Source organism: Campylobacter peloridis LMG 23910 (genome assembly GCF_000816785.1).
Classification (GTDB): Bacteria; Campylobacterota; Campylobacteria; order Campylobacterales; family Campylobacteraceae; genus Campylobacter_D; species Campylobacter_D peloridis.
Genome location: NZ_CP007766.1, coordinates 864,365 through 876,921, shown reverse-complemented (window position 1 = coordinate 876,921; position 12,557 = coordinate 864,365). Strand labels below are relative to the sequence as shown.

Below are 12,557 nucleotides of genomic sequence, written 5' to 3'. Positions count from 1 at the left end.
TAATTTATAGTAAAATTATATTTTTTAAATTTAAAGGCTCAAAAATGATTATAAATCAAACTCACTTTATAAATTCAAGCGATGATATAGAGCTTAATATAAAAAGAGAAAACAAATTAGAATACAGCATTAGCTATGATGATAACAAAGAAATGAAAGCTATTGTTTGTATTATCCCTGGTTTTGGAGAAGATACACAGAGTGATTATAAAAAGCATTTAGCACAAAGTATTTGCGAAGCTTACGATGTGGTTGTGCTTAGTGTTGAATATCATTGTATAGGATCAAGGTTAAATAATGGAGCAAGGATAGTATTTAATGATATTGATAAATTTGTTTTAGAGCATTCTTGTAAAGTTTTTAATATAGAGCAAAATTTTAATGATTTTTCTTATGATGATTTAAAATACATCGATGGGCAACTAAGTAAGCAAAAAGCAGTAGGTAAAATCCAAGATCAACTTAAAATGCAACTTAGTGCCACATTTAAACCAAGTAAAAATGAATATCAAAATTTTGGCATAATACAAGCAATAGATATTATAAACGCTATATTACATACAAAAAAATACTATAAAATGGGGGGGGGTATTCCAGTAGTTTTGATAGGTAGTTCTCATGGAGGATATTTAGCAAATTTATGTGCCAAAATATGTCCATGGATAGTTGATGGTGTAATAGATAATTCTTCTTATGCTTTAACGCCACTTGTATATTTAGGTTTTTCTAAGGAAATTGATTATACTAAATATTATGAATTTCATTTAAGATATTCTCATAATATTGATTTATTTATTTTCACTAAGAGCTTTTGGACTTCTAATCAATACTCGCCTTTTTATTTTTCCAATGCAAGAAAATTCATCAGAGATATTTGTAATTATGAACATTTAAAACTTCAAGCAAACTATAAGAAAATTCCTTATATTTGTTACCATAGTATATATGATATGATAGCTCCTTTTAAAGATAAAGAAGAGTTATATAAAGCCTTAGACAATTTAGGTTTTAAAGCTTGTTTGCATAAAATTGCTTCTCAAGATCAAATAGATGGAAGATTAATTAAAAATTTAGATCATGGTTTAGGAATGTCTATAAAAACTTTAATTAAAAAACATTTAATGCAAATTTTGGAAGAAATTTCGCAAAATGATGTTTATGAAAAAGAAATTTCATATAAAAGTGATGATTTAGTCTATACCTTTAAAGAACAAAACAATCAAATTCTCTTAAATATTGAAAAGACAAGATAAATAATTGAAAAATAATGTTCTTTTGATTAAAATTGCAAGTTTATTTATTATCAAAGGTTAAAAATGCAAGATTGGTTAAAGCTAGATGAAGAAACTTTAAAAAACAAAGTGCGTGAGGTGTATTTTTCAAAATTTTCTATAGTTGGTTCTAAGATAGATTTTATCATCACGCAAAAGCACAAAGACTTAGGCGAGATTAATTTATTTTGGGCTGAAGCCAAGCAAGGCATAAGTGATATTAAAAAATCATTCATTCAACTTATTTTAACCATAGGAAAGCATAAATTTCACACCGAGCAAACACCTGCTTTAATAGGTGCGTTTGATGCTGAAAAAATTGCATTTTTATCTTTTTCTAAAATTCAAGAAATTTTTTATAAAAACGACATAGATTGGAGTGTAACACCAAGCGATCACACAAGCGAGCAGTTTTTAAAGCTTTTAAAAGAATTAAATGAAATTTTAAATGAAGCTTTGATTTTTTATTATAAAAAAAATGATGAGGAATTAAAAAAATTCATAAAAGAAAATTTAACAAACGAAAATATAAGTAAATTTAAAATCGACAAAAACAACTTTGTAAGCATATATCACAAATGGAGCAAAAGCGTAAAAGAAAGCATAAGTATAGATTGGGATTTAGCAAAGAAAAACGGCATTATCGATGCGGACTTTTATCTAGCTGATTTACTCTCAAACGAAAATCAAACTATAGTAGAAAAGCTTTTTGCTATCTTAAAAAAAGATCATTATGAATTTAATGCCAAAAAGACAGATCTAGGCTCTATCGCTACAGAAAAAACGGGCTTTAAAGACAATCAAAAAGCACATAAAGATTTTTGGGCTATTTATGAGCGTCCGCCTTTGGAGGAATTTTGGGATTATATGATAGAGCGTAGGGATTTGCTTGTAGATCAAGACATTAGAGAAAGAAAGGGAGCGTTTTTTACTCCAAGAATTTGGGTGGATAAAGCATGTGAGTATTTATCAAAGGCTTTAGGTAAAGACTATGAAGAAAAATACTATATATGGGATCTTGCTGGTGGGACAGGAAATTTGCTAGCAAATTTTACAAATGCAAAAAATATTTTTTGCTCTACCATAGATAAAGCAGATGTTGATGTAATACATGAGCGTATAAAAAATGGAGCAAATTTATTTGAAAAGCATGTTTTTCAATTTGACTTTCTAAATGATGAATTTTTTGATAAAGTAGATGATAAAGGCAATGTTATTTATAAATCAAAACTACCTTCAAATTTACAAGAAATTTTAAAAGATAAAAACAAACGCAAAAAACTCATCATTTTTATAAACCCACCTTATGCAGAAGCAGGTGCTACATCAACTATGTCAGGAAGTGGAAAGCATAAAAAAGGTGTTAGTCTTGATAATTATGTTTATGAAAAATACAAAGATATTTTAAGCAGTGCTAGAAATGAACTTTTTGCACAATTTTATATAAGAATATATTGTGAGATCGATGGAGCTGTGCTAGCTACTTTTTCTACTTTAAAATATGTAAATAGTTCTAATTTTTCTAAATTTAGAGAAACTTTTAAGGCTAAATTTTTAAAAGGCTTCCTAGCACCTTCTTATACTTTTGATAATGTAAAAGGAAAATTTCCTATAGGATTTTTGATATGGGATATGAGTCAAAAAGATGAACTTAAAAAGGTAAAACTTGATATTTTTAATGAAAATGGAAATTTTTTAGGTAAGAAAAATTTTCATAGCAATCATAATTTGCATATAGGAAAATGGATATCTAAATTTAAAAATAAAAATATGCCATTGAATTTAGGCATGATGAATACTGGAAGAATGGATTTTCAACACCAAAATCTTGTTTATATTATGCATGATACAAAAGATCTTGGGCATTCTATATTTTTAACTTACAATAATTTAATAGTTTGTGCTATATTTTTTTCAGTACGCCATGCTATAAAAGCTACTTGGTTAAATGATAGAGATCAATTTTTATACCCAAACAAAGCATATCAAAACGATAAAGAATTTCAAAGTGATTGTCTTGCTTTTATGCTTTTTCATGGACAAAATCGCATAAGCACAAAAGAAGGTGTAAATCATTTCATACCTTTTAGTGAGAAAGAATTAGGCATTACTCAAGAAGCATTTAAGAGTGATTTTATGTATAAATTTATAAATGGCAAGATAAAAAATGAAGATGTTTTGTTTGATGATACGCTAGGCAAGGTGGAATTTTCTAATGAAGCAAAAGAACTTTTAAAAGCAGGTAAAGAACTTTTTAAGTATTATCACACGCATAAAGAAAAGGCAGGGTATTTAGTAAATGCTTCTTTGTATGATATAAAAGAATTTTTTCAAGGTAGAAATGAAAAAGGCAAGATGAATATGCCTAGTAAAGCAAAAGATGAGCATTATAAAATTTTACTTGGTGATTTGAATTTGACTTTAGACATCTTGTCTAAAAAAATCGAACCAAAAATTTATGAATATGGTTTTTTGAGAGATTAACATGGCTAGCAAACAACTTTCGCTTAAACATCTTAGTATGCCTATATTGCTTGAGATGTTTTTAAGGTATTTTTCTTTAATCATTAACACCGTTATGGTTTCGCAGTATTCTAACTTTTTGGTTGGAGCTATGGGTGCTGGTAATCAAGTAGCGGATTTATTTATCATTATTTTTAGCTTTTTAAGTGTGGGTTGTAGTGTGGTGATTGCACAAGCTTTGGGGGCTAAAAATTATACTTTGGCTAGGAAGGTGATACATCAGAGCTTGTTTTTAAATGCCTTGCTTGGCTTTGTGTGTGGAAGTTTGATTTTATGGCATGGAGAGCTTTTGCTTTATCTTTTGCAAATTCCAAATGAGCTTTTAAAAGATAGCGCAATTTACTTGCATATGCTTGGAATTTGTTTGTTTTTTGATGCTATGGGTATAGTTTTAGCCGCTATTGTCAGGGTTTATAATATGGCTTATTGGGTTATGTTTACTACCTTGTTGATGAATATAGTTATTTTTATAGGGAATTTTTATGTTTTGCATTTTACTAAATTAGAACTTTTTGGAGTAGGGCTTAGCAATATACTTGGGCGTTTGGTTGCTTTTTGTATGCTTGTTGCAATACTTAGTTTTAAACTAAAAATTCATCTTAAATTTAAAGAAATGATTAGCCTTGAAAAAAATGTGCTTAAAAAGATTTTTAATATCGGTGGTTTTGCAGCAGGGGAGCATTTGATATGGTTTGTTCAATACACCATAGCTTTTGCTTTTGTAGCAAGCTTGGGTAAAGAAAATTTAAGCGTTCAAACGATTTATTTTCAAATTTCTTTACTTATCATGCTAGTAGGTCAGGCTATAAGCGTGGCAAATGAGATTATCATTGGAAAATTAGTCGGTGCAAAATACTTAAATGTGGCTTATAAGCACACTTGGGTGGCTTTATATTTTAGCGTGATAGCAAGTGCTTTTGTGGCTTTATTAAATTTTGCTTTACAAGATTTTACTATGGATATAGTAAAGCTTGAAGCGAGTTTAAAAGAGCTTATGATACCGCTTTTTACCCTTTCAATCTTCTTAGAAATTTCAAGAACTTTCAATATAGTCATGGTAAATTCACTAAGAGCTACAGGTGATGCTAGGTTTCCGTTTTTAAGTGGAGCTGTGTTTATGCTTGGGGTTTCATTGCCTGTGGGTTATGTGCTTTGTTTTTATGCTGGACTTGGAATTTTAGGGATTTGGATAGGTTTTTGTGCGGATGAATTTTTGCGTGGTATTGTAAATTCATATAGATGGAAAAGCAAAAAATGGCAAGGCAAAGCGTTAGTATAAAAGGAATTTTAGAATTTAAAGAATTTCGTTTTGTTTTTGAAAAGAAAAAACTTAAATACTTAAGACTTAGAATAGATAGAAATTTAAATTTCAAACTTAGTATACCGCTGTATTATGAGCAAAGAGATGTTTTAAGATTTTTAGAAAAAAATGAAAACTGGATTAGAACTAAAGAAAAAGAACTTGCTCTAAAAAGAGTAGTTTTAGCTAGCGATGAGTTGTATTTTTTGGGTAAAAAATACAAGCTAGTTTTAGATGAAAATCACAAAAAAGTTTTTATAAAAAAGGATATTTTTTTTGCAAAAGATCAAAAGGCTTTAGATGCATTTTTAAGGCATAGTGCTAGGGTAATTTTTGAATTTTTTATAAAAAAATGGGAATTTGCCTTTGAAAGAAAGGTGCAAAGAATTTGCATTAAAGAAATGATATCAAGATGGGGTTCTTGCAATCATCAAAAAGCATATATAAACTTAAATTTAAAACTTATACAAAAACCTACAAAAGCTATAGAATATGTAATCTTACATGAACTTACGCATCTAATCTACCCTCATCATCAAAAAGAATTTTATGATTTTTTATATAAATTAATGCCTGACTATAAAAAAAGAGAGCTTTTTCTTAAAAGTCTTATTTTTTAGCAATAATTTATTTTAATTTAAAAAAATATTTATTAAAATTAATAGTTTTTAAATATCTTTTAAAGGAAAAACAATGAAAAGAAGAAGTTTGTTAAAGGTAGGTGCTCTTGGTTTAGCTGCTATGCTTTTTAGTTCAGTTGCTCTAAATGCAAAAACAGATATGGTGGATTTTCCAAAAGATAAGCAAAAAGCTTTACTGCTTTCAAGTTCAGGATATAAAGACACAGGGTATTTAAACCATGCTTTACCTTGGCTTAAAGAATTTGTTGAAAAAAATAATTTAAAAGGTAAAAAAATAGCTTTTATTCCTTATGCTGGTGTGAGAAAAACTTACGAGCAATACGAAGCACAAGTTGCTAAAGCTTTAGAAAGTTTAGGAATTCAAATAATTAGTGTGCATAGAGGAAATGCAGTTGATATTGTTAAAAATGCTGATGCGATTTTTGTAGGTGGTGGAAATACATTTGAGTTGGTAAACCAACTTTATAATAACAATCTAGTTGAATTAATCGCTAAAAGAGTAAGCGAAGGTGTGCCTTATGTTGGTTGGTCAGCAGGTTCAAATGTAGCGGGTGCGACTATGAAAACAACTAATGATATGCCTATTGTAGAGCCAAAATCATTTAATACTTTTAATATTTTTCCACATCAAATCAACCCACATTTTATATCAGGTAAACCAGTAGGACATAATGGTGAAAGTCGTGAGGAAAGATTAGAAGAATTTTTAATTGTAAATAAAAATTCCACTATATATGCTTTGCCTGAAGGTGTTGCGTTATTACTTGATGGTAAAAAAGCAAAAGTTTTAGGAATGGACAAAAACGCTCCGCTTTTAAAACTTGAATATAAAAAAGAAATTCAAAAAATTGCCATAGGCTCAGAATTTAACTACTAAAAATTTAAAAGCTATCTAAAATTTAGATAGCTTTTTAAGCTTTCCTTAGAATTAAAATTGTTATATTTATGTTTTAAATTTTTATTTTAAGGTTTTAACTTGCTTTTAAAAATTACTTTTGATTATAGATCTAAAAATGATATTTTTGAGTATTTATTATATTTTTATGCTAAAAATTATATTTATGATTATGAGCAAAAAGACGAAAAAATAATCATTAAATTTCAAGGTGAAAAAGAAGAAATTCAAGCATTTTGTTCTAATTTAGAAAATATCAGCCATAGTATTTTTTTGGATAAATTTGATTTAAAAATTATAGAGGAAAATTTTACACCTATAAAAAAAGAAAAAAATTTTACTAAAAGAAGTTTTTTAACAAGACTTAATGCAAATGCTTACACTCAAGGTGAGCTTTTAGAAAATGAATGGGGTATTTTTGTAGAAGAAGAATTTAAAATAGAAGATGAATTTATAAAAATCACTAAAGAAAATTTTCACGATAATTTAAAAAAAGCCTTAGAAAAATTAAAAAATAAAGAAAAAATACACTTTAAAAATTCAAAAGGAATTTATGCTTTTGAAATTTTTAATGAAAATTTAGATGATTTTTTAATGCCAAGCGATCCAAAACATATTAATGCATTTTTTTCATGCAATAATGAGCAATTAAAAATACTAGCTGGTGTTGAAAAACCATTAATGAAACTTAAATTTAATGCTATTTTTAGACAAAATCATCAATTAAAGGATGATTATTTTAAAATGAAAATTTATGATAATCTTTTTTTATTTGCTATATGTTTTGAGCTTGAAAAAGAAGGGGTTAAATTTTTAAATTTTAAAAAGATTGAGCATTTTGAAGATGATTTTGAAGTAGCTTTGATAGAAAATAAATTATTAATTTGCAAGGGTTATGATTATATCTTGCCTGAGTTTAAAAATTTAATTTTTCAAAAAGAGGATAAAAATTTTGCAAGAATTTCTTGTATGTTGTCTGATTTTAAAAATAAAAAGCCTTTGCTTTTAGAACTTAGTAAAAAATATGATGATATTATCTTGCTTGATAAAGAATTAAATCTTTTAAAACTTTGCCTGCCAAAAAGCTTTGATGAGTTTTATAAAACTATAAGTCAAGATGAAGTAGCTAAAAGATTATTAACAAATTATACAAAAGAATTTACATTACCCCAAAAAAATCTTAATGTAACTAATAGTTTTTTTAGTCTTTTTGGTATGGTAGGAATGATTTTAGAGCTTGATAATGATGAGCAAAATGCTGCATTAAAACTTTTAGCTTTAGCAGATGAAAGTAAAATGGCAAAAGGTGTTAGAATAGATTTTAAATTTAATGAGCAAAATGAATTTGATTATACTAAAACCTTAAGAAGCGTGATGAGTTTTAAATTAGCTGGAGTTGAAAATCAAATTATAGCTTTAGGTGTTGTTGAGAGTTTGGCTTATTTTTTAAGGGATTTGTTTGATGATTTAAAGGCTAAAAATCAAACAGATTGTGCTTTGCTTAGTGGAAGTTTATTTGAGCATAAAAGTCTTAGTAAAAATGTGTTTAAACATATACCATTTTTTAAGTTAAGTGATGTCCCACTTTGGATATGAAATTCATATTAAAGGCTTAGTGCAAGGCGTTGGCTTTCGTCCTTTTGTTTTTAATATAGCTAAAGAACTTAACTTAAAAGGTGAAGTTTATAATAATAGTTTAGGTGTTGTTATAATCCTTGAGTGTGATGATAAAAAATTAAATTCTTTTAAAGAAAAAATTTTTACTAAACTACCACTTTTAGCTAGGATAGATGATTTTAGTTTTTCTTATAAAAAACTTCAAAAATCCTATAAAGAATTTAGTATAAGTTCTTCGCAAGAAACTGATAAATTTAGCCCGATTTTAAGTGATTTTGCTCTTTGTGAAGATTGCTATAATGAATTTTATGATGAAAAAAATCCGCGTTTTAAATACCCTTTTATCACTTGTACAAATTGTGGGCCAAGATTTTCCATTATTAAAAAACTTCCTTATGATAGAGCTAATACAACTATGGATGAATTTAAAATGTGTTCTTTTTGTCAAAATGAGTATGCAGATCCTAACAATCGTCGCTTTCATGCACAGCCACTTTCATGCCCAAAATGTAAAATTACTATCTTTTTAAAAGATAAAAATCAAAATATTTTAGCCAAAGACGAAAAAGCTTTTATTTTACTTGCTAAATTTTTAAAAGAGGGTAAGATTATAGCTTTTAAAGGTATGGGTGGATTTCATTTAATTTGTGATAGCACAAATGAAAATGCTATAAATGAGCTTAGAAAACGCAAAAATCGCCCTAAAAAACCTTTTGCTATCATGGCAAAAGATCTTAAAATGGCCCAAGAATTAGCTTTTATAAATGAAACCGAATCAAAACTTTTAACTTCAAATTTAAAACCTATAGTTATTTTAAAAAGTAAAAATATCCATGAAAGCTTAGCACCAGATACTAATAAAATAGGTATTATGTTAGCTTATATGGGGACGCATTTATTGCTTTTTGAGTATTTTAAAAAGCCTATTATTGCAACTAGTGCTAATCTTAGCTCGCAAAGTATTATTTATGAAGAAACAAAGCTTTTAGAGCAACTTTACGATGTGTTTGATTTTTATCTTGATTATGATAGAGCAATACACAACTCAAGTGATGATAGCATTGCTCAAGTTATTGACGAAAAAGTGATGTTTTTAAGAACCTCAAGAGGTATTAATCCACTTTATATCAATACAACAGGTATTTTTAATACAAAAGAAAATATTCTAGCCCTAGGAAGTGAGTTAAAAAACGAATTTGCGTGTTTTTTTAAGAAGCAAATTTTTATTTCACCTTATATAGGTGATATGAAAAATTTAGATATACAAGAGAGATTTTTTAAAATTCTAAATTTTTTTCAAAATGCTTATGAGGTGGAATTTGATCAAATACTAAGCGATAAACATCCACAATTTAGTTATGTAAAAGAATTTAAAGATTATAAAAATTTTCGCGTGCAACATCATTATGCACATTTATGTGCTTGTTTGTTTGAGCATAAAATTTACAAAAATGATGTTTTAGCTTTTATTTTTGATGGAACAGGATATGGAGATGATGGTGAAATTTGGGGAGGAGAGGTTTTTAAGGCAAATTTAAAAAGCTATAAAAGATTGGCATATTTTAAAAATTTTAAACTTATAAATATAGATATTAAAAACATCACCAATTTAGCACTAGCTTTGATTTTTGATTTAAATTTAGAAAATGAAGCTAATAATTTTTTAAATAAAATCAATCCCACAAAACTTAATAATCTAAAAAAAATTCATTCTCAAAGCACTTTATATACTAGTTCTCTTGGAAGAATCATTGATGCTTTTGGAGCTATTGCTTTTAATCAAGAAAAACTTGATTATGAAGCACAAATTGGACTTTTAATGGAAAAATACTATGATGAAAATCTTGATTATAGTTATAAATTTGACATTTTAGAAAATGAAATTTGTATTAAAAATGCTTTTTTACAAGCTATAAAAGATAATGATAAAATAAAAATTAGCACAGGTTTGTTAAATGCTATTGCAAATTTTATTATTGATTATTCTAGATATTTTGATGAAGAAGTTATTTTAAGCGGTGGAGTATTTCAAAATAAAACTTTATTAGAAATTTTATATAGAAAAAAATTCAAATTTAAAACTTCATTGGAATTTCCTTGCAATGATAGTTCTATTGCACTAGGACAACTTGTGCATTATTTATCTTTAAAAACTTAATAAAACTCATATTTTTTTAATACTTTTTTATATAAAATAATAAAAAAATACTAAGGATAAATTATGTGTAAAGATTGTGGTTGCTCTATAAATGGACATGAACATCATCATAATCATGAAAATCCAGCTTTAAAAGATGAAAAAACCATTAATGTTATTAGTAAAATTTTATCAAAAAATGATCACCAAGCAGCTCATAATAGAGAGCATTTTAATGAGTATAATACTCTTTGTATTAATCTAATGAGTTCTCCAGGAAGTGGTAAGACAACACTTTTAGAAGAAACTATAAAAACTTTAAAAGATGATTTAAAAATAGCCGTGGTTGAAGGAGATTTAGAAACTAACAATGATGCAAATCGCATTATCAAAGCAGGAGGCTTAGCTCATCAAATCACTACAGGCCAAACTTGCCATTTAGATGCTTTTATGGTGCATGAAGCTTTACATCATTTCAAACTTAGCGAACTTGATATAGTTTTTGTTGAAAATGTAGGAAATTTAGTATGCCCTGCAAGTTATGATTTGGGCGAGCACTTAAATGTGGTTTTGCTTTCTGTAACTGAAGGTAGTGATAAGGTAGAAAAATATCCTGTTATGTTTAGAAAGGCTGATTTGTTAGTTATTACTAAAGCTGATTTAGCTCAACATTTTGACTTTGATTTTAAAGCAGCTTCTATGGCAGCTAAAAGATTAAATCCTAAAATAGATATTATGATTTTAGATAGTAAAACAAAAACTGGATTTGATCTTTGGATAAATTATCTAAAAATGAAAAAGGAGCTTAACTAATGTGTCTTTCTATACCTTCTAAAATTTTAGAAATTGATGAATTAAATTCAGCCATAGTAGAGACTTTAGGAGTTAAAAGAAGAGTGAGCTTAGACTTGATAAATGAGCCTTTAAAAGTAGGTGATTATGTGCTTATACATGTGGGTTTTGCTATGGAAAAAATCGACACTCAAGCTGCGCAAGAGAGTTTAAAAATTTATACAGATATAGCAGAGAAAATGCAAAATGGGCAAATCGATGAAAATGAAGGCGATATGGGGCTAAAAAATGGATTTAATTAATGATTTTAGAGATAAAGAAAGAATTTTAACCCTAAAAAAACTCATTGCTTCTAAAATTACTAAGCCTATTAATATCATGGAAATTTGTGGTGGACATACGCATAGTATTATGAAATTTGGTTTGCCTGATTTATTGCCAAAAGAGATTAATTTTGTGCATGGTCCAGGCTGTCCTGTGTGTGTTATGCCAAGAGAGCGTATTGATATAGCTTTAAAACTTGCAAGTATGCCAAATACTATCTTTTGTGTATTAGGTGATATGCTAAAAGTGCCAGGAAGCTATGAAAGCTTGATTGATCTTAGAGCCAAAGGGGCTGATGTTAGAGCACTTTACACACCTTTAGATGTGATAGATATAGCCATAAAAAATCCTGAAAAAAATGTAATCTTTTTTGCTATAGGTTTTGAAACAACTACACCTATGAGTGGGGTGATTATAGAAAAAAGCATAGCTTTAAATTTAAAAAATTTATTTTTTCACATCAATCATGTATTAGTTCCGCCTGCAGTAGAAGCTATCATGCAAGATGAAAATGTAAAAATTGACGCCTTTTTAGGACCTTCTCATGTAAGTGTTATCACAGGATCAAACATTTATGAACCTATTGCTAAAAAATACAAAACTCCTATAGCTGTAAGTGGTTTTGAACCAGTTGATATAATGTTTAGTGTGTTAAATATAGTAGAACAAATGAATGCAAATACTTTTGAAGTTTATAATGAATATCACAGAGTAGTTAGCAAAGAGGGAAATTTAAAAGCCAAAGCTTTAGTAGAAAAATACTTTAAACCTTGTGATTTTGAATTTAGAGGACTTGGAGTGATTGCAAATGGTGGACTTTGTTTAAAAGATGAATTTGCACATTTAGATGCTAGCAAAGTGTTTGATTGTAAAGTGCAAAGCAAAGATGAAAGTAGAGCGTGTATTTGCGGTCAAATTTTAAGAGGCTTAGCTAAGCCTTATGATTGTAAGGTGTTTGCAAAAGCTTGCACTCCAAAAAATCCTATAGGTAGCTGCATGGTTTCTAGCGAAGGAGCTTGTGCAGCTTATTATAAATACTATCAAGATAAGGTTTAAA

At 28.0% G+C, this 12,557-nt stretch carries 10 protein-coding genes; all 10 read left to right on the top strand.

Annotation, left to right across the window (positions count from 1 at the left end; translation table 11 throughout):
* The first annotated feature begins 44 nt into the window (after positions 1 to 44).
* Positions 45 to 1,253, top strand: coding sequence for a DUF2920 family protein (locus CPEL_RS04380; RefSeq protein ID WP_044598780.1), 1,209 nt, complete (start codon positions 45 to 47; stop codon positions 1,251 to 1,253).
* A gap of 63 nt (positions 1,254 to 1,316) precedes the next feature.
* Positions 1,317 to 3,755 (top strand): hypothetical protein, encoded by a 2,439-nt coding sequence (locus tag CPEL_RS04375; protein ID WP_044598779.1) that lies wholly within the window; start codon positions 1,317 to 1,319, stop codon positions 3,753 to 3,755.
* A gap of 1 nt (position 3,756) precedes the next feature.
* The gene (locus tag CPEL_RS04370; RefSeq protein ID WP_044598778.1) at positions 3,757 to 5,073 is read left to right on the top strand and encodes an MATE family efflux transporter; all 1,317 of its coding nucleotides are present in this window, start codon (positions 3,757 to 3,759) and stop codon (positions 5,071 to 5,073) included.
* Complete coding sequence (locus CPEL_RS04365; protein ID WP_044598777.1) at positions 5,049 to 5,714, top strand: M48 family metallopeptidase; 666 nt, start codon at positions 5,049 to 5,051, stop codon at positions 5,712 to 5,714. Before CPEL_RS04370 ends, CPEL_RS04365 begins: the two co-directional genes overlap by 25 nt.
* A 73-nt stretch (positions 5,715 to 5,787) precedes the next feature.
* Positions 5,788 to 6,612 (top strand): dipeptidase PepE, encoded by an 825-nt coding sequence (gene pepE, locus CPEL_RS04360; RefSeq protein ID WP_065757278.1) that lies wholly within the window; start codon positions 5,788 to 5,790, stop codon positions 6,610 to 6,612.
* Between the two features lie 99 nt (positions 6,613 to 6,711).
* Positions 6,712 to 8,226: a Kae1-like domain-containing protein gene (locus CPEL_RS04355; RefSeq protein ID WP_044598776.1), complete on the top strand. Its 1,515-nt coding sequence runs from the start codon at positions 6,712 to 6,714 to the stop codon at positions 8,224 to 8,226.
* The gene (gene hypF, locus CPEL_RS04350; protein WP_044598775.1) at positions 8,207 to 10,405 is read left to right on the top strand and encodes a carbamoyltransferase HypF; all 2,199 of its coding nucleotides are present in this window, start codon (positions 8,207 to 8,209) and stop codon (positions 10,403 to 10,405) included. The genes CPEL_RS04355 and hypF overlap by 20 nt, the downstream gene beginning before the upstream one ends.
* A gap of 63 nt (positions 10,406 to 10,468) precedes the next feature.
* A complete protein-coding gene (gene hypB, locus CPEL_RS04345) occupies positions 10,469 to 11,197 on the top strand; it encodes a hydrogenase nickel incorporation protein HypB (protein ID WP_044598774.1) in 729 nt (242 codons plus the stop codon).
* On the top strand, positions 11,197 to 11,478 hold the full coding sequence (locus tag CPEL_RS04340; RefSeq protein WP_044598773.1) for a HypC/HybG/HupF family hydrogenase formation chaperone: 282 nt from the start codon (positions 11,197 to 11,199) through the stop codon (positions 11,476 to 11,478). The genes hypB and CPEL_RS04340 overlap by 1 nt, the downstream gene beginning before the upstream one ends.
* Entirely contained in the window at positions 11,465 to 12,556 is a 1,092-nt protein-coding gene (gene hypD / locus CPEL_RS04335; protein WP_044598772.1) for a hydrogenase formation protein HypD, read from the top strand. Before CPEL_RS04340 ends, hypD begins: the two co-directional genes overlap by 14 nt.
* The last annotated feature ends 1 nt before the right edge of the window (position 12,557 follow it).